Below are 21,072 nucleotides of genomic sequence, written 5' to 3'. Positions count from 1 at the left end.
CTAGGCGGTGTCAATCTGTCCGCCGCCCCGCTGCGGGGCTGCCCAAGCCTGCCAAGGATGCCGCTTGATGCCCACCCTGAACGAGCCGAAGCTGATCGCCGGTAACGCCAACAAACCCCTCGCCCAGGCGGTCGCACGCCGCATGTCGATGCACCGGGGCATGAATGTCGGTCTCGTCGACGCAAGGATCGAGCGGTTCAACGACCAGGAGATCTTCGTCGAGGTCTACGAGAACGTCCGCGGCGAGGACATGTTCATCATCCAGCCGACCTCGAACCCGGCCAACGACAACCTGATGGAACTGCTGATCATGGCCGACGCGCTGCGGCGCTCCTCGGCGGCGCGGATCACCGCCGTGATTCCCTATTTCGGCTATGCCCGTCAGGACCGCCGCGCCAAGGCGCGCACGCCGATCTCGGCCAAGCTCGTCGCCAACCTGATCGCCGAGGCCGGGATCGAGCGGGTGCTGACCATGGACCTGCACGCGGCCCAGATCCAGGGCTTCTTCGACATCCCCGTCGACAACCTCTACGCCGCGCCGATCTTCGCGCTCGACGTCGCGCATCACTTCAAGGGCCGGCGCGACGAGGTCATGGTGGTTTCGCCCGATGTCGGCGGCGTCGCCCGCGCCCGCGAGCTGGCCAAGCGCATCGGCGCACCGCTGGCGATCGTCGACAAGCGCCGCGAAAAGGCCGGCGAAGTGGCCGAGATGACCGTGATCGGCGACGTCTCGGGCAAGGCCTGCATCATCGTCGACGACATCTGCGACACCGCCGGCACGCTGTGCAAGGCGGCCGAGACGCTGATGGAGGCCGGCGCCACCGAGGTGCACAGCTACATCACCCACGGCGTGCTGTCGGGCCCGGCGGTGAGTCGGATCGAGAAATCCGTGATGAAGTCGCTGGTGATCACCGACTCGATCGAGCCGACCGAGGCGGTGCGCAGCGCCCCGAACATCCGCATCGTGCCGACCGCGCCGATGTTCGCCCAGGCGATCCTCAACATCTGGAACGGCACCAGCGTCTCGTCGCTGTTCGAGCACGAGACCCTGACGCCGATCTACGAAGGCATGTACGCGGCGGACTGAGCGCCGCAGGGCGGGGCCCTCAGCCGAGGAGTCCCGTCAACAGCTGTGACAGCGCTGCGGTCAGCGGCTCCGGCTGCATCAGCCAGAGCAGCGCCTTGCCCGTCTCGCCCATCGCTTCGAAGCGCGACAGCAGTTCCTCAAGCGCGACGGCATCGAAGCGGGCAAGCAGGAAGCTCTTGGCGCCGAGAGCGGTCACCAAGGGCAGAAGCAACACGATCAGGAAGGCGAGGGCCGTGCCGGGGCGACGCCGCGGCATGGCGACGATGAGACCGTCATCGAGCACGTAATGCTCGACGCCTCTCGACAGGCGGCGATTGCGAAACTCGATCCGGTTGAGACGGGCTTCGAAGCTCGGCGAAACACGATACATGGCAAGCAGTCCTGGCGAGGTGCCCCCACCTCACCTTGTCAGGACTATTGCCAGATCATGGCAAGATTATGGCAGCGACGCCAATTTCCGGCGGGAATGCGGCGCGACGCCATCGCGGCGACATGGTTCGGCTCAGCCGTGCTTCATGTCGAGCGTGGTCCATTCGCCGTGGCTCGCGCGCCCGGCCCGGGCGAAGCCGTTCTCGACATAGACCGCCTCGACCGCATCGGCCTGCTCGTTGAGGATCCCGGACAGGATCACCCGGCCGCCGGAGGCCACCTTCTGCGCCATCTCGGGGGCAAGCGCCACCAGCGGCCCCTTGAGGATGTTGGCGAAGACCAGATCGAAAGGTGCCGCCGCCTCGAGCGCCTCGTGCTCGAACCCCGCCGCTTCCAAGCATTCCACCTGCCCCGCCATGCCGTTCGCCGCGAGGTTGGCCTCGGCCACCTCGACCGCCACCGCGTCGATATCCGAAGCCATCACCCGCGCCTCGGGCCAGACCCGCGCCGCCGCCATGGCGAGCACGGCGGTGCCGCAGCCGATATCGGCGACGCGCGCCGGCGTTGCGCCCTCGGCAGCCAGCGCGTCGAGCGCCTTGAGGCAGCCCAGCGTGGTGCCGTGATGCCCGGTGCCGAAAGCCATCGCCGCCTCGATCAAGAGCGGGATGGCGCCCTCGGGCACGCGGTCGGCGTCGTGGCTGCCATGGACGAAGAAGCGGCCCGCCTCGACCGGCGAGAGGTCGCGGCGCACCTTGGCGACCCAGTCCTGATCGGGCACTTCCGACACCAGGAACGGCTTCGCGCCGTGGCTCGCCGCCAGCAGGTCGAGCGCCACCCCGTCGGGGGCCTCCTCGAAATAGGCGGTGACCTCGAACAGGCCCGAGCCATCCTCGATTTCGAACACGCCGGTGCCGTAGGGCGTGGGCTCGAACTCTTCGAGCGCCTCCGAGAGTATCTCGCCGCGGCGCTGGTCGTCGAGCTGGGTGATCGCGGTGAAGACGGGCATCGGCTGTACTCCGGGCAAGGGGCTCGGGCGCGGCATAGGCGCAAGCCATGGCCCTGGTCAATCGCCCTGCCCGGGCCCCGCCCCGAACGCCCACCCCGCCCCGGCCCTGACCTAAGGTTGGCCCCGCCCCGCGCGACGTCTCCTCGACAGCGCCGCAATCCGGCTCTATCGCGACTAGGGAGCAGGGGAGCCCAAAAACCATGCAGCACCTTGAGGCGCTATTCGACCGCGCGCTCGACGCCGTGGTCGGGATGGATCACGAGGGCCGCGTCATCGCTTGGAACGGGTCGGCCGAGGCCATGTTCGGCCGCAGCCGCGCCGAGGCCATGGGCGCGATGATGGACGATCTCATCGTCCCGCAGCAATACCGCGCCGCCCATGCGAAGGGGCTCGCGCATTACCTTGCCACCGGCGAGGGGCCGGTGCTGGAGCAGCGGGTGCGGATCACCGCGCTCGATCGCGAGGGGACCGAGTTCCCGGTCGAGCTGTCGATCCTTCCGGTCGAGGAGGCGGATGCGCCGCCGGTGTTCTATGCCTTCATCCGCAGTCTCGCCGCCGAAGAGGCGCACCGCCACGAGCAGGAGGCCCGCGCCCAGGAGGCCGAGATCCTGCTGCGGGTCGCCCAGAAACTGCTGGAAGAGATCTCCTTCGAGGAGTTCACCCGGTACTGCCTGCAGGAGGTCTGCGAGATCGCCGGGCTCGAGGCCGGACATCTCTTCGTCGCGCGTGGGGCGGGCGCGGCCCGCCACCTCGCACCCTCGGGCATCTGGCATCTGCGTGACACGTGCTACGCCCCGATCTGCGAGGCCACCGAAGCCCAGCGCTTCACACCCGGCATCGGGTTGCCCGGCCGCGCCTGGGCCGAGGGCCGGCTGGTGGTGGAGTCGCATTTGCCGGATGATGCGAATTTCCTGCGCCGCGACGTGTTCGAGCAGGTCGGCCTCACGCGCGGCATCGCCCTGCCGATCCTGCATAGCGGCGAAATGCACGCCGTGCTCGAATTCTACGGCACCGCGCAATCCCGGCTCGATCCGGCCTTCCTGCGAATGCTGCAGACGGTGGGCAGCCATCTCGGCCTCGCGATCCGCCGCAAGGAAGGCGCCGAGCGCCGCGAGACGCTGCGCCGCGAGCTGATCCACCGGGTCGGCAACAGCCTGACCGTCCTCTCGGCGATCTATCGCAGCTGCGCCCGCCAGGCCGCCAGCATCGAGGAGCTGAGCGAGGCGTTTCTCGGCCGCGTCACCGCCGTGGGACAGGCCAATCGCATGGCGATCGAGGAGGCCGAAACCGGTGCGGATCTGGCGGCGCTGATCCGGGATTCAATCGGTCTTCTGCCCGAGAACGGCGCGCGTGACATCGAGGTGCCGGACCTGTTCGTGGACAGCGAAAGCGTGATGCCGCTGTCGCTGGTGTTCCACGAGCTGGCTACCAACGCGCTGAAATACGGCGGCTTCGGCGAAGGCAGCCGGCTCGCGATCCGGACCGTGATGTGCCCAGAGACCGAGGAGCTGGTGATCGACTGGCGGGAGAGCCGGGCCGCGTCGCTCGACGCGCTTCCCGAGAGCGACCGCTCCGGGTTCGGCAGCCAGCTGATCAGGCTGATGGTCGAGGGACGGCTGGGCGGGGGGTTCTCGCGAGAGGTCGGCGCCGAGGGCTGCCGGATCGTGCTGCGCCTGCCGCGCGCGCGGATTGAGCGGCAGGCGGGCTGAGGCGGGGGCGCGCCCCCGCCCGGCGGTTCAGACCCCGACGCCGATCGGGCAGGTCACGCCGGTGCCGCCGATCCCGCAATAGCCGTTCGGGTTCTTGTCGAGATATTGCTGGTGGTAGTCCTCGGCCATGTAGAAGGCCGGGGCATCGACGATCTCGGTGGTGATCGCGCCGTAGCCCGCCCCGGTCAGCCGCGGCGAGAACGCCTCGCGCGAGGCCTCGGCGGCGCGCTTCTGCTGCTCGTCGAAGGCGTAGATGCCCGAGCGGTACTGGGTGCCCCGGTCGTTGCCCTGCCGCATTCCCTGGGTCGGGTCGTGGTTCTCCCAGAACACGCGCAGCAGGTCCTCGTAGCTGGTCTGGGCGGGGTCGTAGATCACCCGCACCACCTCGTTGTGGCCGGTGCGTCCGGTGCAGACCTCCTCGTAGGTGGGGTTCGGCGTGTAGCCACCCGCATAGCCCACCATGGTCGAATGCACGCCCGGCAGTTTCCAGAAGATCCGCTCGACGCCCCAGAAACAGCCCATGCCGAACATCGCGACCTCCATCCCCTCGGGGGCCTCGGGGTCGAGCGGCGTGCCCAGCACGGAATGGGTGGTGGCGGTGGGGATCGGCTGCGGACGGCCCGGCAGCGCGTTCTTGGGGGTGACCATCTCGGTCTTGGTCGAACTCAGGCCGAACATCGCGTTCTCCTCGTCTGGTGGCTTGCCCGGCATATAGGCATGCTTCGCCCCGAGTTCTACTCGGCCGCCAGGGGAAGCGCGCGCCCCGCGAACACGGTCTCGTGGCCGGGCGCGGGATGGCGCGGGATCATCAGCGCCAGCGCGAAGGACAGCCCGGCCATCGCGGCGGCCAGCACGAAGACCGCGTCGGGCGCGACCAGCCACAGGTAGCCCAGGCTCGCGGGCAGGAACACGGCGGCGATGTGGTTGATGGTGAAGGCCACGGCGGCGGTGGGGGCGATGTCGCCCGGATCGGCGATCTTCTGGAAATAGGTTTTGAGGGCGAGCGCCAACGCGAAGAACACGTTGTCGATCACGTAGAGCGCGGCGGCGACCGCGACGCCCCAGCTGAACCAGTAGAGCCCGCCATAGGCGAGGAACACGAACGTCAGACCGGCATATTCGACCATCAGCCCGCGCTTTTCGCCCCAACGCGCGACGGCGCGGCCGATCAGCGGCGCGCCGAAGATGTTGGTCAGGAGCGTGATCAGGAACAGCGCCGTCACCTCGTGCACGTCGTAGCCGAACTTCTCGACCATCATGAAGCCCGCGAAGACGACGAAGATCTGCCGCCGCGCGCCCGACATGAACTGCAGCGCGTAGTAGAGCCAGTAGCGGCGGCGCAGTACGAAGCTCTTGCTTTGCGGATGCGGCTCGCGGAACGCCGGGAAGGCGATCCAGCAATACAGAGCCACGGCGGCGGTGAAGCCACCCGAGACCATGTAGACAAAGTCATAGGACAGCCCGAGGCTTTCCCATGTCAGCACGATCGCCAGATAGGCCACCAGCGTCGCCCCGGCCCCGGCGGAAACGATCCAGCCCAGCATCTGCGGCGCCCGCTCCTTGGGCAGCCATTGCAGCTGCAGCGACTGGTTCACCGTCTCGAAGTAGTGAAAGCCGATCGAGGACAGCATGGTGATCGTCAGGATGCCGCCCATCGAGGGGAACTGGGCGGTGAGCGCGGTGGCCACCCCGAGGAGCCCCAGCGAAACCAGCGCCAGGCTCTGCTCGCGCATGAAGAGCAGGATCGCGATGACCCCGATGGCGAAAAAGCCCGGAACCTCGCGCACCGTGTGCAGCCAGCCGATGTCGGAGCCGTCGAAGCCCGCCGCCTCGATGACGAAGTTGTTGAGCAGTGCCGACCATGTGGCGAAGGCCACCGGCATGGCCATCGCCATCAGGAACAGGAGCGTCACCGGCCTGCGCCACGGCGGCAGGGTCCGGGCCTCGGCAAGCGGCATCGGAATGCGTGTCATGCGCAAGCATTAGGGGCTGCCGCCCCGCTTGGCGAGACGTTCCGTCAACCGCGGGGCGAGAATCTGTAATCGACCTCGGAAAATCGCGCGGTCGGAAACCCGTAGGCGAAGCGCAGCCCCTCCGGGCCCGCCACCACGCCATGCTCGGCCTCGGGCGGGATGAAGACGGCGATTCCCGGCCCGATCGGATGCGCCGCATCGTCGATGGTCACGATGCCCGCCCCTTCGAGCCCGAGATAGAACTCCGCCGGGCCATGGCGGTGCGGCTCAAGCGTGCCCAGGGGGCCGAACTCGGCGAGGCCCAGCGTCATGCCGGAGGACGGCGTGCGGTCGGCCGAGACCAGCGTGCGCCAGCGCACCGTGCCGAAGGCCGGGTCGGTGCCGCCCTCGAGCGCCACGCTCGACGCCTCGACCGAAAAGCCGCGCGCCACCGGCGCGCCCTCCCATTCCGCGATCCCGGGCAGTTCCATGGCGCATCTCCCACCGGCTCCTGTGGCGAGGCTGCGCCGAATCGGGATCGGTGCGCCGGTCCATGCGCGACATGGCGGCGTCGCTTCCGATCGATCCGGAACGGCTGGGCCAAAAGCAGCCTAGCGGTCGTGCATCCCCCTGCCCGCGAGGATGCGCGGCGCGTGCTTGGCGATCCGGGCAAAGCGGGTCTCGGGTTTCTTCGCGCCCGCGACATGGATCGCGTAGCCACGCTGCCGCCCCGGCGTCAGCGCCTCGAATGCGGCCGAGAGGTCCGGATCGGCGGCGAGCGCCTCCTCGAACTCGGCGCATAGCTCGACATCGTCCTGCGCGAAGGCCACCCGCCGCCCGGCCCGGTCGATCTCGACCGCGCGGGCGATCAGCGCGCGCAGCGCCGGCTCATGCGCGCGGATCTCGTCGAGCCCGCGGAACACCACATAGCGCGCCGAGCGCGAATTGGGTCCCGGCGGCACCAGCAGCCCCTCCGGGTCCTCGACCAGCACGCCCTTGAAGAAGGACAGCACGCAGCGGTCGGCCAGCCCGGCGACCATGGCCGTGTTGCCGCCCGCGCAGCAGTAGCAGGGCTGGCGCCATTTCCAGACCTCCTCGATGCCCTCGGCTTCGAGGAGCAGCCCGCGCAGCGCCGACAGCTCGGCCCGCCAGCGCCCCTCGCGGGCAAAGAACTCCTCGATGCGCGGATCGCTCATGGCCCAAACCTCCCTGCCGGTCCTCCCGCCCGCAGCTTCGCGGGCCGCACCGCGCGGGGCAAGAGCCTAGAGAAAGCTCTGCGGATCGATGTCGATGGCGAGCCGCGCATTGGCGGGGACCCGCACCTGCGCCGCCCATTCCGCCAGCGCCGACTGCAACGGCGCGGTCTTCTCGGCCTTGACCAGAAGCCGGACCCGGTGGCGTCCCCGCACCCGGGCGATCGGCGCAGGCGCAGGCCCGAAGAGCTGCGCGCCGATCCGGCGCAGCGGCGCGTCGAGCCGCGCCAGCCGGTTGCCGAGATCGAAGGCCTGCTGCATGTCGGGCGACGAAATCACGATGCCCGCCATGCGGCCATAGGGCGGCACGCCCGCCGCCCGCCGCGCGGCGGCCTCGGCGGCCCAGAACCCCTCCTCGTCGCCCGAGAGAATCGCGCGGATCACCGGGTGCTCGGGCTGGAAGCTCTGCAAGAGCGCGGTGCCCCGCGCCTCGGCGCGCCCGGCCCGGCCCGCGACCTGCCGCATCAGCTGGAAGGTCCGCTCGGCGGCGCGCAGATCCGAGCCCTGCAGTCCGAGATCGCTGTCGATCACGCCGACCAGCGTCAGCTTGGGAAAATTGTGACCCTTGGCGACCAGCTGGGTGCCCACGACGATGTCCGCCGCGCCCTCGGCGATCTCGAGAATCCGCGCCTTGAGCGCCCGGGCCGAGCCGAACAAATCCGACGACAGCACCGTCACCCGCGCGTTGGGAAACAGCGCCTGCGCTTCCTCGGTGATCCGCTCCACCCCCGGCCCCACGGCGGCGAGCTTGCCCGCCACCTCGCAGTTCGGGCAGGTCTCGGGCATCGGCGCGGTCTCGCCGCATTGGTGGCACATCAGCCGCTTGAGAAACCGGTGCTCGACCATCCGCGCGTCGCAATGCTTGCAGCCGATCTGGTGGCCGCAGGCGCGGCACAGCGTCAGCGGCGCGTAGCCACGGCGGTTGAGGAACAGCAATGACTGCTCGCCGCGCTCCAGCCGCTGCATCACCGCGCCCTTGAGAGCGGGGGAGATCCAAGAGCCCGAGGGCACCTCTTCGGTGCGCATGTCGATGGCGCGCATCTCGGGCATCACGGCGGGGCCATAGCGGCTTTCGAGATCAAGCCGGGCATACTTGCCCTGCTGCACGTTGACCCAGCTCTCGAGCGAGGGCGTGGCCGAGGCCAGCACCACCTGCGCCTTTTCCAGAGAGGCGCGCAGCACCGCCATGTCGCGCGCGTTGTAGAGAACCCCGTCCTCCTGCTTGTAGGAGGTGTCATGCTCCTCGTCGACGACGATGAGGCCGAGATCGTGGAACGGCAGGAACAGCGCCGAGCGCGCCCCGACCACCAGCTGCGCGCCGTTCTCGGCCACCATCTTCCAGCAGCGCCGCCGCTCGGTCGTGGTGACGCCGGAATGCCACTCGGCGGGCTTCGCGCCGAACCGCGCCTCGACCCGGGTCAGGAACTCGGCCGTCAGCGCGATTTCCGGCAACAGCACCAGCGCCTGCCGCCCGGCCTTGAGGCAGGCGGCGACCGCCTCGAGATAGACCTCGGTCTTGCCCGAACCGGTCACCCCCTTGAGCAGCGTCGTGCCGTAGCGCCCGGCCGCGATCCCCTCGCACAGCCGTGCCGCCGCCAGCTCCTGATCGGTCGTGAGCGCCTTGCCCGCCATGTCCGGATCGAGCGGCGGATAGGGCACGTCGCGCGGCGCCTCCTCCTCGGCCACGGCACCCGAGGCCACCAGCCCCTTGACCACCGAAGAGCCGACGCCCGCAAGATCAGCCAGCTCGCCCAGCATGAAGCCAAGCCCGTCATACTCTTCGAGCAGATCGAGCACCCGGGCACGCGCCGGCGTCATCCGCGCGGGCTGGCCATGACCGCGACGGTAGATCTTGCGCATCCCCGGCGGGTCGGTGAGGCCCGGCGCGCGGGTGGCGAGCCGCAGCATCGCCGGCATCGGGGTGAGCGTGTAATCCGCGACCCGGCCCAGGAACTCGCGCATCGGCGCGCGCATCGGCGGCAGGTCGAGCACCCGGATCGCGGATTTGACCTTGGCGGGATCGTAATCCCCCGCGCCCTGCCCCCAGACCACGCCGGTGACCTTGCGCGGCCCGAACGGCACCTCGACATGGTCGCCCGCCGCGCAGCCGCCGCGGGGCGCGCGGTAATCGAGCACCCGGTCTAGCGGCTGCGTCGTCAGCACACCGATCAGCGCGCCTTCCTCGAAACGGGGGGATGTCATGGGCCGGTCGGAATCCTCGGGCGGGAAGGAGCCGTCAACATGCGCCGCGCGCCCGGCCGCTTCAAGGGAGCGGCATGTCGCGGGGTTTCGCGCGCGGCGCGTGCTTCCCATATGGGAAAGGCGCTGTTCCACCGCTGCGTCACTTGCTAGACCGGGGCCGAAGCCGCCCCGCGCGGGGGCGTGCGACACCAAGGGAGCGCGCGTGGGCGCGCACCATCTGACAGGGAGAGACCCCATGAAGTTCTTCGTCGATACCGCCGAGATCGACCAGATCCGCGAACTCAACGAGCTGGGCATGATCGACGGCGTCACCACCAACCCGTCGCTGATCATGAAGTCGGGCCGCGACATCAAGGAAGTGACCAAGGAGATCTGCTCGATCGTCGACGGCCCGGTCTCGGCCGAGACCGTGGCGCTCGACGCCGAGGGCATGATCGCCGAGGGCCGCGAGCTGGCCAAGATCGCCGACAACATCGCGATCAAGGTGCCGCTGACCTGGGACGGCCTCAAGGCCTGCAAGACGCTCACCGACGAAGGCCGGATGGTCAATGTCACGCTGTGCTTCTCGGCCAACCAGGCGCTACTGGCGGCCAAGGCCGGCGCAACCTTCATCTCGCCCTTCATCGGCCGGCTCGACGATCTCAACCTCGACGGCATGGAGCTGATCGCCGACATCCGGCAGATCTACGACAATTACGGCTTCGAGACGCAGATCCTCGCCGCCTCGATCCGCAACGCCAACCACATGTCCGAGGCCGCCAAGATCGGCGCCGACGTCGCCACCGCGCCGGCCGCCGTGATCAAGGCCATGGCCAACCACGTGCTGACCGACAAGGGCCTCGACGCCTTCCTCAAGGACTGGGCCTCTACCGGCCAGAAGATCGTGTGATCGCCTTGGCGGGGCGTTGTGCCTTCCGGGCCGCGCCCCGCCGCATTCTTGCCACACCGGGGCGCATCGCCCCGCAGCCACTGTTATGTTCGGGCCGTTGCGACAGCCCGGATGCGCCCAAATGACAGACGACACACCCCCCGATGACGGGCTGCGCGAGCGCATCCTCGCCGATCCGGCCCGCCTGCTCGACGATCCCGAGATCATGCGCGCCCTCGTCGCCGCCGACGCCGAGGCCAAGGGATCGAACGTGGTCGATCTGCGCGGCCTCGCCATGCAGCGCCTGCAGGCACGGCTCGACCGGCTCGAGGACACGCACCGCTCGGTGATCGCCGCGGCCTACGAAAATCTCGCCGGCACCAACCAGATCCACCGCGCCGTGCTGCGGATGATGGACGCGACCCGCTTCGAGACTTTCCTCCAGGATCTCTCGGGCGAGGTGGCCGACATGCTGCGGGTCGACGTGGTGCGCCTCGTTCTGGAGACCGCGAGTCCCGAGGACGACCCGGCCATCGCGCGGCTCTCGGACGTGCTGTCGGTGGCCGAGCCGGGCTTCGTCGCCGATTACGTCACCCAAGGCCGCAACGTGCCGCTGCGGCAGGTATCGCTGCGGCCGGTCGAGCCGATCGAGGCCGGGCCCTACGGCGCCCGCGCGCCCGAGATTCTCTCCGAGGCCTGCCTCAAGCTCGATTTCGGCCCCGGTCGCCTGCCTGGCATGCTGCTTCTGGGCGCCACCGACGCGAGCCGTTTCGCTCCGGCGCAGGCGACGGATCTGATGGGCTTCTTCGCCGGCGTGTTCGAGCGGCAGATGCGGCGCTGGCTGTCATGATCTCGCCCGTCCTCACCGATGCGATGGGCCGGTGGCTCGACCATGAGCGGGCCCTGAACGCCGCCGCGCAGAACACGCTCACCGCCTATCAGGGCGACGTGCTGGGCTTTCTCGCCTTCATGCAGACCCACCATGCCGAGGCGCAGGGCCTCGGGCCCATCGCCCGGGTCACGGTGTCGGACATGCGCGCCTGGATGGCGCATGAACGCGCGCGCGGTCTTTCGGCGCGCAGCCTCGCCCGCGCGCTCTCGGCGGTGAAGAGCTTCTATCGCTGGCTCTCCGCGCGCGAGGGGTTCGAGCCCACGGCCGTGCTCTCGACCCGGGCGCCGCGCATGAAGGCGCGGCTGCCGCGCCCGCTCGACGAGGACGCGGCGGCCCGCGTGCTCGAGGCGGTGGAGCTGCAATCGCGCGAGCCATGGGTCGCGGCGCGCGACACGGCGGTGGTGACGCTGCTGTGGGGATGCGGCCTGCGCATTTCCGAGGCGCTGTCGCTCACCGGTGCGCAGGTGCCGCTGCCCGAGACGCTGCGCATCACCGGCAAGGGCGGCAAGGAGCGGCTGGTGCCGGTGCTGCCGGTCGCGCGAAAGGCCGTCTCGGATTACGTGAAACTCTGCCCGCACCCGATGGACGCCGCCCTGCCGCTGTTTCGAGGCGTGCGCGGCGGCGCGTTGGGCCCGCGTCCGATCCAGAAGGCGATGGAGATGGCACGCGCCCAGCTCGGCCTGCCCTCCACCGCGACGCCGCATGCGATGCGCCACAGCTTCGCCACGCATCTGCTGAGCGCGGGCGGCGATCTGCGCGCGATTCAGGAACTTCTGGGCCACGCCTCGCTTTCGACGACTCAGACCTACACGGCGGTCGACGCGGCCCGGCTGATGGAGATCTATGATCGCGCCCATCCTCGCGCCTGAGCCGCGTTGCGCCCGCCGCCGCTTTCGGCCAAGAGGGACGGCATGACTGACGCACGCAAGGCCCTCGGGGTCCATCTCTTCACCGCCACAGGCGCGGTCTTCGCCATGCTCGCCATGCTGGAGGCGGTGCAGGACGATTGGAGCATGATGTTCCTGTGGCTCGTGGTGGCCTTCGCGGTGGACGGGGTCGACGGGCCGCTGGCGCGCAAATACGACGTGAAGCGCAACGCACCGATCTTCGACGGCGTGCTGCTCGACCTGATCATCGACTATCTCACCTATGTCTTCGTTCCGGCCTTCGCGCTGTTCGAATCCGATCTGCTGCCGGGCTGGACCGGCTGGCTGGCGATCATCGTCATCACTTTCGCCTCGGCGCTCTACTTCGCCGACAGCCGCATGAAGACCAAGGACAACTCGTTCCAGGGCTTCCCCGGCTGCTGGAACATGCTGATCCTCGTGCTCTTCGCCCTCTCGCCGAATTTCTGGATCATCTTGGCGCTGGTGGTGGTGCTCGCGGTGACGATGTTCCTACCGGTGAAGTTCATCCACCCGGTGCGCACCAAGCGCTGGCGCGCGGTGTCGCTGCCGATGGCGCTGGCCTGGACCTTCTTCGCGGGCTGGGCCGCCTGGGTCGATTTCGACCCCGCCAGCTGGGCGCATTGGGGCCTTGTCGTGACCTCGGTCTACCTGCTCGGCGCCGGCGCTGCGCAGCAGCTGGTGCATGGCAGGGACGGCTGAGCACCGGCCCGCCTAGAGCCGGGTCAGCACCACCCCGGTGACGATCAGCCCCGCCGAGATCGCCTTGCCCCGGTCCATGCGGTCGCCGAAGGCGGCCCAGCCGATCAGCACCGCGAAGAGGATCGAGGTTTCGCGCAGCGCGCTCACCAGCGCGATCGGCGCCAGCGTCATCGCCCAGACCGCGATCGCATAGGCCCCGTAAGAGGCCAGCGCCGCCAATGTCCCCTGCCCCCAGACCCGCGCCGATACGCGCAGGAGTCCACGGCCGCGCATCGCGAAGGCCAGGGGCGGGAACAGCAGCGCCTGCGCCACGAAGAGCCAGCCGACATAGGCCACCGGGTCGCCCGAGACCCGCGCCCCCAGCCCGTCGACCAGCGTGTAGCCTGCCGTACCTGCCGCCGCGCCCAGCGCGTAGGGGATGAGTCGCCGGCTCTCGCCCGAGCCCAGCGCGCCGCGCGCCATGCCGAGGATGCCAAGGCCCAGCACCAGCACGCCCGCCACCGACATTGGCTCGATCGCGTCGGACAGGAACAGCGCGCTCGCCACCAGCACCGCCATCGGCGCGGCACCCCGCGCGATCGGGTAGACCCGGCTCAGGTCGCCGTGCTCGTAGGCGAAGGCGAGAAACGTGTTGTAGGTGGCATGACAGACGGCGGAGGCGGCGATCCAGGGCCAGACCTCGGCGGCAGGCCAGGGCCGGGCCAGCGCCACGGCCAGCCCCATCAGCCCCTGCACCAGCGCCAGGATCACCATGCCCGCCACCTTCGAGGCCCCGAGCTTGATCATCGCGTTCCAGCCCGCATGCAGGAAGGCCGCGAGCATCACGGCGAGGAAGATCGGCAGGCTCATCGCGGGCCGAAACCGCGATTGCGTATTTGCGGAACAAAGTCACCAGAGGCGCGCCTGGCAACTTTGTTCTCCAAATACGCAAATCCGACGCCGCGGCTGGGGCGGCGCCGGATGATCGTCACGCCAGCGCCGCGTCGCAACGCGCGCAGACGCCGGGATGCGCATGCGTGCCGACATCGGGCAGGATCTTCCAGCAGCGCTGGCACTTCTCGCCCTCGGCCGCTTCGAACACGACGCCGACGCCTTCCACCTCGGGCAGGCGGAACGCCTCGGCGGGCGACGGGTCGCCGGTCAAATAGATCGCCGAGGTGATGCACAGATCCTCGAAGCTCACGCTCTTGAGCGCGGCCAGCGCCTCGGCGTCGCGCACATGCACCACCGGCGCCGCTTCGAGCGAGGCGCCGATCACCTTGTCGCGCCGCGCCACTTCGAGCGCCGCAGTCACCACCCGCCGCACCTTGCGGATCGCCGCCCATTTCTCGGCCAGCGCCTCGTCGCGCCACGCCTGCGGCGTCTGGGGGATGTCGGTGAGATGCACCGAGGCGTCGTCGCCCGGGTTCCGCTCCAGCCAGACCTCTTCCATCGTGAAGACGAGGATCGGGGCGAGCCAGGTCGTCAGGCGGTGGAACAGCAGGTCGAGCACGGTGCGCGCCGCGCGGCGCCGCGCGGTGTCGCCGTCGCAGTAGAGCGCGTCCTTGCGGATGTCGAAATAGAAGGCCGAGAGCTCCACCGTGGCGAAGGTGAAGACCGACTGGAACACGCCCTGGAAGTCGTAGGCGTCGTAGCCCTCGCGCACGGTCTGGTCGAGCTCGGCCAGACGGTGCAGCACCCAGCGCTCCAGCTCGGGCATCTCCGAGGGCTCAACCCGGTCGGCCTCGGTGAAGTCCGCCAGCGATCCCAGTAGGAAACGCATGGTGTTGCGCAGTCGGCGGTAGCCGTCGGCGGTGCCCTTGAGGATCTCCGGCCCGATCCGCAGGTCGGCGGTGTAGTCCGACTGCGCCACCCAGAGCCGGAGAATGTCGGCGCCGTACTGCTTGGTCACGTCGGCGGGGCTGACGGTGTTGCCCAAGCTCTTGGACATCTTCATGCCCTTCTCGTCGAGCGTGAAGCCATGCGTCAGCACGCCGCGATAGGGCGCGCGCCCCTTGGTGCCGCAGGATTGCAGCATCGAGGAATGGAACCAGCCGCGATGCTGGTCGGTGCCTTCGAGGTAGAGATCGGCCAGACCGTCCTCGGAGCCGTCCTCACGGTCGCGCAGCACGAAGGCATGGGTGGAGCCGGAATCGAACCAGACGTCGAGGATGTCGAAAACCTGCTCGTAATCATCGGGGTTCACGGCATCGCCCAGGAAGCGCGCCTTGGCGCCGTCGCGGTACCACGCATCCGCACCCTCGGCCTCGAAGGCCTCGAGAATCCGGGCGTTGACGCCCTCGTCGCGCAGCAGGAAGTCGGGATCGGTAGGGCGGGCCCCCTTCTTGACGAAGCAGGTCAGCGGCACGCCCCAGGCGCGCTGGCGCGACAGCACCCAATCGGGCCGCTGCTCGATCATCGAATGCAGCCGGTTGCGGCCGGTCTTCGGCGTCCAGGTCACCAACTCGTCGATCGAGGTCAGCGCCCGCTCGCGGATGGTCTTGCCGTACCGGTCCTGGCCGTCGCCGACCTCGCGGTCGATCGCGGCGAACCATTGCGGCGTGTTACGGAAGATCAGCGGCGCCTTGGAGCGCCAGCTATGCGGGTAGGAGTGCTTGATCTTGCCGCGCGCGAAGAGCTTGCCGCTCTCGGCCAGCTTCTCGATGACGGCGGCGTTGGCGTCGCCTTCCTTGCCGTTCGGCTTGAGGATGCGCTTGCCGCCGAAGAGCGGCAGGTCGGCGCGGAAGGAGCCGTCTTCCTCGACGTTGTAGGTGATGACCTCCGCGAGCATCCCCGCATCGCGGTAGAGTTCGAACTCGTCCATGCCGTGGCTGGGTGCGCAATGCACGAAACCGGTGCCGTCCTCGTCGGTGACGAAGGGCGCGGCGCGGAAGTCGCGCGGCTGGTCCCACTCTCCCTCGCCGCCCTCGATGCCGGCAAAGGGATGCGCGACCGACAGCCCGTCGAGCGCGGGTGCGTCGCCGATCCGCTCCCAGCCATCGACGCGGGCCTTGGCCAGGCAGCCCTCGGCCAGCTTGTCGGCGAGCAGCAGCCGGTCGCCCTTCTTCACCCAGTTGTCCTCCGGGGCGCCGGTGATCTCGTAGACGCCGTAGGAGATGTCGGGGTGGTAGACGACGCCCTTGTTCGAGGGAATGGTCCAGGGCGTGGTGGTCCAGATCACGACATCCGCGCCCTGAAGCAGCGGGTCGTCCGAGCCCAGCACCGGGAAGCGCACCCAGATCGTGAAGCTTTCCTTGTCGTGGTACTCGACCTCGGCCTCGGCCAGCGCGGTCTTCTCGATCGGCGACCACATCACCGGCTTGGAGCCCTGGTAGAGCACGCCGTTCATCAGGAACTTCTGGAACTCCTCGGCGATCACCCGCTCGGCGTGGAAGTCCATCGTCAGATAGGGCTTCTCCCACTTGCCGGTGACGCCGAGCCGCTTGAACTCGTCGCGCTGGATATCGACCCAGCCCTCGGCGAACTTCCGGCATTCCTGACGGAAGTCGATCACGTCGACCTTGTCCTTGTCCTGGCCCTTCTTGCGGTACTGCTCCTCGATCTTCCACTCGATCGGCAGGCCGTGGCAGTCCCAGCCGGGGATGTAGCGCGCATCGCGGCCCATCATCTGCTGCGAGCGCACCACCATGTCCTTGAGGATCTTGTTGAGCGCGTGGCCGATATGCAGGTTGCCGTTGGCGTAAGGCGGGCCGTCATGAAGGGTGAAGGGCTTGCGGCCCTTCGCCTTCTCGCGCAGCCGGTCATAGACCCCGATCTGCTCCCAGCGGGCGAGCCAGCCCGGCTCGCGGTTGGGCAGGCCCGCGCGCATCGGGAAATCGGTGCGCGGCAGGTTCAGGGTGTCCTTGTAGTCGGGGGTGTCGGTCTGGTTCTCGGGCGTATCGGCGCACATCGCTGTTCGGTCCTGTCGAAGTCCGGTCGTATCGGAATGTCTGGTGAAGGGCGGCGCGGCGTCAGCTCATGCGCCTTGTCCCGGCGGCCCTGATCCTCAGAGCGCCGGGCCGGTAATTCGCGTGATATGGGCGCGAAGGGCCGTCATGGCGCCGCTTATAGGCGCGGCCGCGCGGCGGGTAAAGCGCGCCCCGGTTTCCCATGCCCGGGCTTGGGTCTATGACAGGGATCGGAAGGAGCCCGCCATGCCGGAACCGCGCATCGAGATCACGCCGGAACAGATCGCGCGCGTCGTCGCGCGGTTCTACGAGCGCGTGCGCGCCCATCCCGGTCTCGGCCCGGTCTTCGCGCGCCACGTCACCGACTGGCCCGAGCACGAGGCGCGGATCGTGACCTTCTGGGAAAGCGCGATCCTCGGCCGTCCCGGCTATCGCGGCAGCCCGGTGACGGTGCATCGCGAGGCCCGCGACGTGCGGCCCGGCATGTTCGCGCCGTGGCTGGCGCTGTTCGACATGACGCTGCGCGAGGAGCTTCCACCCGAGACCGCCGCCGCGTGGTCGGCGCTGGCGCATCGCATCGGCCGGACGCTGCGCGCCGGTGTCACGGAGCGCGAGACACTTCCGGGCGGCATTCCGAAGCTGCTCTAGCTGGCACGCCCCGAAGATACGGGGAAACCCGCATCGGCAAACGGGGCGCGCTCCCTGCCCCACCGAAACCGGGATCGACGTGCTCGGCGCACTGCCCGCGCGCTCGATCATCGAAACGACGAGATGCAGCCATCAGCCAGGCTGCGCCCGGCCGGTCAGCCCTCGCGCGCCCCGAACAGCCCGGTCAGCGCCCTTCCCACGAGGCCCGAGACCGAGGGGCGCTTGGCCGCGCGGAACGGAAGCGGCCGGCAAACCTCGATCGCGGCGACGCCCACCCGCGCCGTCAGCGCGCCGTTCACCACCCCTTCGCCGAAGCGGCGCGAAACGCGGCTCAGCACGCCGCCGCCCGCCACCGAGCTGACGAGGTCGTCGCCCACCGCGACCGCGCCGGTCGCCACGAGATGGGTGAAGACCGACCGCGTCAGACGCCAGGCGCCCAGCGTGCCGGAGCGGCCGCCATAGATCTCGGCAACGCGCCGGATCATCCGCAGATTCGCGGTGAGCGCCGCGGTCACGTCGGCAAGCGCCAAGGGCACCACCGCCGTCACCGTCGCCACCTGCCGCGCCGCCGCTTCGACCTCGCGCAGCGCCATGGCGTCGAGCGGCGCCAGAAGCTCGGTTTCCGACAGCGCCAGCAACCCGTCGGCGTCGAAGACCTCTCCCTCGCGCGCCCGGATCCGCGCCAGCCCCGGCGCCAACTCGTCGCGACCGGCATAGAGCGACAGCATCTGCGCCGAGACCGATCGCGCGAGCGACAGGTCCTGCGCGCCCAGCGCCGCGCCGGCATCCCTCTGGATGTGGTCGAGCCGCGCCAGCCGCCGGAACGCCCAGAACTCCTTTGCCGCGATCGCCAGCAGCAGCGCCAGCACCAGCGCCAGAAGCAGGCTCGCGACCATCCCCAGCACCGGGCTCGCGGCCAGAAGCCCCGCCACCCAGTTCCAGGCCGCGACCGAGAGCATGAAGCCCAGAAGCGTGGCCAGCGCCGCGAAGAACCAGCGCGCGAGCGCCGAGCGCGGCCGCGCCGCGATCACCGCCGCGCGTTGCAGCGCCGCGCCCTGCGGCAGCCCCGGTTCGGGTACGGGGGGCGCGGTGGCGGGCGTCACCTCGGGCGCCGCCTCCTCTTCGAGATCGATCATCACCGGGCCGCGGCGTTTCTGGTCGCTCATGCCTGCCTCCTCACAGCCGGTCGCCCAAGAGGAACTCCGCCGCGCGGTCGAGCCGGATATGCGGCGGGCCCTCGCCGGGCTTCAGCACCATCCGCGCCGGCCCGAAATTCATCACCGAGTAGTCCCCGTCGAGCCAGCGCTCCGCCCCGGCGCGCGCGGGCGCCAGAAGCAGGGACGGGTCGTCCGGCAGCGCGCCCGCATGCAGGGCCGCCTGCCGCCCGGTTTCCAGAAGCTTGCCGCGCACCACGTCGATCATCTCGCCGCCATGGCTGATCCGGTCCTCGACCGTGGTCCTCAGCGCGGCGATCGCCATCGCCTGGGTCCTGGCCCCGGCGAAATCGGCGCGGTCGCGCGCGTCGCGCAACAGCGCCTCGGTGATCGCGGCGAGCTTGGCATGCTCGGAATGATGCAGGTGATCGGCCTTGGTCGCGGCGAACAGGATGCGGTCGATGCGCCGGCCCTGAAAAATGCGGCTCAGGAACGCGTTCCGGCCCGGGCGGAAGGCGCGCAGGATGTCGGCCATCGCGGCGCGCAGATCCTCGACCGCCTGCGGTCCGGCATGGATCGCGGACAGCACGTCGACCAGCACCACCTGCCTGTCGATCCGGGCGAAGTGATCGCGGAAGAACGGCTTCACCACCTCGCGCTTGTAGGCCTCGTATCGCCGCTCCATCTCGCGCTTCAGGCTGCCCTTGCCGCCCGGCGCGCCGGGTAGCGGCGCGAAGGTCAGCACCGGCGAACCTTCGAGATCGCCGGGCAGCAGGAACCGCCCCGGCGTGCAGTCCGAATAGCCCGCCTCGCGCGCGGCGTTGAGATATTCGGTGAAGGCCCGAGCCAGCGTCTTGGCGCGCGGCTCCTCGAACGGCGCCTCGGCCTCCGCTGCGGCCACCGCCGCGAGCAGCGCCGCCGCCTGCGGCATCGCCGCCGCCCGCCGCTCGGCCCGGCCCAGCGCCTCGCGCGCCCATTGCGCGTAGTCCTTTTCGAGAAGCCCGAGATCGAGCAGCCATTCGCCCGGGTAATCGACGATGTCGAGATGCACGGTTCGTGGTCCCTGCACCCCCGCCAGCAGCCCGCCCTGCTGGACCCGCAGGCTGAGCCGCAGCTCGCTCACCCGTCGCGTGCCCTCGGGCCAGCTGGGCTCGGGCCCCATGAGCTGCGCCATGTGCCCCTCATAGTCGAACCGCGCCACCGTGTCGTCGGGCTGCGGGCGCAGCACCGCGCCCTGGATGCGCGGTCCGGCGGCGAATTGCGGCATCCGGCCACGATCCATCAGGTTCGCGACCAGCGAGGTTATGAACACCGTCTTGCCGGCCCGCGACAGCCCGGTCACGCCGAGCCGGATCACCGGATCGGTGAATGGCGAGACCAGCCGGTCCGCCACCCCCTCGACGCCGCGCGTGAATCCTTGCGTGATCGCCCCGATGACCAATGTGCCGCTCCCTGCCCGCCATTCGCCGCGAAGATAGGCATGCCCACCCGGAATGCACAGGGGCGCACCCCGCACCACCCACGGATTTGCGTATTTGGAGAAAGATGAAAGGGACCTGCGCGCGCTTGCCAAGCGGTGGCACCGGGGCTACCCGCAGCGCCATGCCACGCTATGCACTCAAGGTCGAATATCACGGCGCGCCCTTTTCCGGCTGGCAGCGCCAGTCGGACCACCCCTCGGTGCAGGGTGCGATCGAGGCCGCGCTCGGAAAGCTGGAGCGGCGCCCGCACACCATCGCCGCCGCCGGGCGCACCGATGCCGGGGTGCATGGGCTGGGCCAGGTTGCGCATTGCGATCTCGAGAAGGACTGGGACCCGTTCCGCCTCTCGGAGGCGCTGAACTATCATCTCAAGCCCGATCCGGTGGCGATCACCGCCTGTGCCGTGGTGCCGGAGGATTTCCATGCGCGGTTCTCGGCCACGTGGCGGCAATACCTGTTTCGTCTCGTGACGCGCCGCGCGCCGCTGACACATGACAAGGGTCTCGCCTGGCAGGTGCCGCACCCGCTGGACGCGGAAGCCATGCAGGCGGGCGCGGACCGGCTCGTCGGGCGGCACGATTTCACCACCTTCCGCTCTTCGATCTGCCAGGCCAACTCGGCGCTACGCACGCTGGACCGGCTCGATATCGAGGCGATCGAGGGCCCCTCGGGCCCCGAGATCCGGTTTCACGTGAAAGCCCGCTCCTTCCTGCACAACCAGGTACGCAGCTTCGTCGGCACGCTGGAGCGGGTCGGCGCCGGCGCGTGGAGCCCGGATGACGTGACGGCAGCGCTCGAGGCGCGCGACCGCGCCGCCTGCGGCCCGGTCTGTCCGCCGCACGGGCTCTACCTCGCCGCCGTGGGATACGAGCCGGATCCCTTCGATCACAATTGATCATGGGCCCGGAACGGGCTGTTGCCTCCCGGTCTCGATAGGATAGCAATAGGGCCAAGGCC

19 protein-coding genes are annotated in these 21,072 nt (G+C 69.5%); 8 read left to right on the top strand and 11 right to left on the bottom strand.

From position 1 onward, the window contains the following. The first annotated feature begins 67 nt into the window (after window positions 1–67). Window positions 68–1,087 carry a ribose-phosphate pyrophosphokinase gene (locus O4G76_RS02200; protein ID WP_085896108.1) on the top strand — a complete coding sequence of 340 codons (1,020 nt, stop codon included), beginning with the start codon at window positions 68–70 and terminating at the stop codon, window positions 1,085–1,087. A gap of 19 nt (window positions 1,088–1,106) precedes the next feature. Here O4G76_RS02200 and O4G76_RS02195 read toward each other — a convergent pair whose 3' ends face one another. After that, window positions 1,107–1,457 carry a hypothetical protein gene (locus O4G76_RS02195; protein ID WP_269395774.1) on the bottom strand — a complete coding sequence of 117 codons (351 nt, stop codon included), beginning with the start codon at window positions 1,455–1,457 and terminating at the stop codon, window positions 1,107–1,109. Window positions 1,458–1,589: 132 nt separating this feature from the next. Continuing rightward, window positions 1,590–2,462 carry a 50S ribosomal protein L11 methyltransferase gene (locus O4G76_RS02190; RefSeq protein WP_269395773.1) on the bottom strand — a complete coding sequence of 291 codons (873 nt, stop codon included), beginning with the start codon at window positions 2,460–2,462 and terminating at the stop codon, window positions 1,590–1,592. A gap of 200 nt (window positions 2,463–2,662) precedes the next feature. On the opposite strand from O4G76_RS02190, the gene O4G76_RS02185 reads away from it, so the two are divergent. After that, window positions 2,663–4,171, top strand: a complete 1,509-nt coding sequence (locus O4G76_RS02185) for a PAS domain S-box protein (RefSeq protein WP_269395772.1) — start codon at window positions 2,663–2,665, stop codon at window positions 4,169–4,171. A 27-nt stretch (window positions 4,172–4,198) separates the two neighbouring features. Here O4G76_RS02185 and msrA read toward each other — a convergent pair whose 3' ends face one another. The 5 genes from msrA to O4G76_RS02160 all read right to left on the bottom strand — a co-directional run bounded on the left by msrA (window position 4,199) and on the right by O4G76_RS02160 (window position 9,578). Then, the gene (msrA, locus tag O4G76_RS02180; protein WP_269395771.1) at window positions 4,199–4,849 is read right to left on the bottom strand and encodes a peptide-methionine (S)-S-oxide reductase MsrA; all 651 of its coding nucleotides are present in this window, start codon (window positions 4,847–4,849) and stop codon (window positions 4,199–4,201) included. 56 nt (window positions 4,850–4,905) lie between these two features. After that, window positions 4,906–6,144 (bottom strand): MFS transporter, encoded by a 1,239-nt coding sequence (locus O4G76_RS02175; RefSeq protein ID WP_269395770.1) that lies wholly within the window; start codon window positions 6,142–6,144, stop codon window positions 4,906–4,908. A gap of 44 nt (window positions 6,145–6,188) precedes the next feature. Beyond that, entirely contained in the window at window positions 6,189–6,614 is a 426-nt protein-coding gene (locus O4G76_RS02170; protein ID WP_269395769.1) for a cupin domain-containing protein, read from the bottom strand. 120 nt (window positions 6,615–6,734) lie between these two features. Next, the gene (locus O4G76_RS02165; protein ID WP_269395768.1) at window positions 6,735–7,319 is read right to left on the bottom strand and encodes a YdeI family protein; all 585 of its coding nucleotides are present in this window, start codon (window positions 7,317–7,319) and stop codon (window positions 6,735–6,737) included. A gap of 66 nt (window positions 7,320–7,385) precedes the next feature. Continuing rightward, window positions 7,386–9,578, bottom strand: a complete 2,193-nt coding sequence (locus tag O4G76_RS02160; RefSeq protein ID WP_269395767.1) for a primosomal protein N' — start codon at window positions 9,576–9,578, stop codon at window positions 7,386–7,388. A gap of 235 nt (window positions 9,579–9,813) precedes the next feature. Here O4G76_RS02160 and fsa point away from each other — a divergent pair, with 235 nt between their 5' ends. The 4 genes from fsa (at window position 9,814) to O4G76_RS02140 (ending at window position 12,945) form a co-directional block, all read left to right on the top strand. Beyond that, window positions 9,814–10,467, top strand: a complete 654-nt coding sequence (gene fsa, locus O4G76_RS02155) for a fructose-6-phosphate aldolase (protein WP_269395766.1) — start codon at window positions 9,814–9,816, stop codon at window positions 10,465–10,467. A gap of 121 nt (window positions 10,468–10,588) precedes the next feature. Next, window positions 10,589–11,296 carry a DUF484 family protein gene (locus O4G76_RS02150; protein ID WP_269395765.1) on the top strand — a complete coding sequence of 236 codons (708 nt, stop codon included), beginning with the start codon at window positions 10,589–10,591 and terminating at the stop codon, window positions 11,294–11,296. Next, window positions 11,293–12,207, top strand: a complete 915-nt coding sequence (locus tag O4G76_RS02145) for a tyrosine recombinase XerC (protein ID WP_269395764.1) — start codon at window positions 11,293–11,295, stop codon at window positions 12,205–12,207. Before O4G76_RS02150 ends, O4G76_RS02145 begins: the two co-directional genes overlap by 4 nt. 42 nt (window positions 12,208–12,249) lie before the next feature. Continuing rightward, complete coding sequence (locus O4G76_RS02140) at window positions 12,250–12,945, top strand: phosphatidylcholine/phosphatidylserine synthase (protein ID WP_269395763.1); 696 nt, start codon at window positions 12,250–12,252, stop codon at window positions 12,943–12,945. Window positions 12,946–12,957: 12 nt separating this feature from the next. Here O4G76_RS02140 and O4G76_RS02135 read toward each other — a convergent pair whose 3' ends face one another. Together O4G76_RS02135 and ileS are read right to left on the bottom strand one after the other, a co-directional pair. Next, window positions 12,958–13,794, bottom strand: coding sequence for an EamA family transporter (locus O4G76_RS02135; protein WP_269395762.1), 837 nt, complete (start codon window positions 13,792–13,794; stop codon window positions 12,958–12,960). A 118-nt stretch (window positions 13,795–13,912) separates the two neighbouring features. Beyond that, entirely contained in the window at window positions 13,913–16,834 is a 2,922-nt protein-coding gene (gene ileS, locus O4G76_RS02130; RefSeq protein ID WP_269395761.1) for an isoleucine--tRNA ligase, read from the bottom strand. 244 nt (window positions 16,835–17,078) lie between these two features. Here ileS and O4G76_RS02125 point away from each other — a divergent pair, with 244 nt between their 5' ends. Then, complete coding sequence (locus O4G76_RS02125; protein ID WP_269395760.1) at window positions 17,079–17,480, top strand: group III truncated hemoglobin; 402 nt, start codon at window positions 17,079–17,081, stop codon at window positions 17,478–17,480. Window positions 17,481–17,635: 155 nt separating this feature from the next. On the opposite strand, the gene O4G76_RS02120 is transcribed toward O4G76_RS02125, so the two are convergent. Together O4G76_RS02120 and O4G76_RS02115 are read right to left on the bottom strand one after the other, a co-directional pair. After that, a complete protein-coding gene (locus O4G76_RS02120) occupies window positions 17,636–18,646 on the bottom strand; it encodes a YcjF family protein (RefSeq protein ID WP_269395759.1) in 1,011 nt (336 codons plus the stop codon). Window positions 18,647–18,656: 10 nt separating this feature from the next. Then, window positions 18,657–20,075 carry a YcjX family protein gene (locus O4G76_RS02115; protein WP_269395758.1) on the bottom strand — a complete coding sequence of 473 codons (1,419 nt, stop codon included), beginning with the start codon at window positions 20,073–20,075 and terminating at the stop codon, window positions 18,657–18,659. Between the two features lie 161 nt (window positions 20,076–20,236). Here O4G76_RS02115 and truA point away from each other — a divergent pair, with 161 nt between their 5' ends. Further along, on the top strand, window positions 20,237–21,010 hold the full coding sequence (gene truA / locus O4G76_RS02110) for a tRNA pseudouridine(38-40) synthase TruA (RefSeq protein WP_269395757.1): 774 nt from the start codon (window positions 20,237–20,239) through the stop codon (window positions 21,008–21,010). Window positions 21,011–21,072 lie beyond the last annotated feature (62 nt).

It is taken from the genome of Limimaricola sp. G21655-S1 (genome assembly GCF_027213785.1).
GTDB lineage: Bacteria > Pseudomonadota > Alphaproteobacteria > Rhodobacterales > Rhodobacteraceae > Limimaricola.
This window is presented reverse-complemented; position numbering and strand designations above follow the sequence as displayed.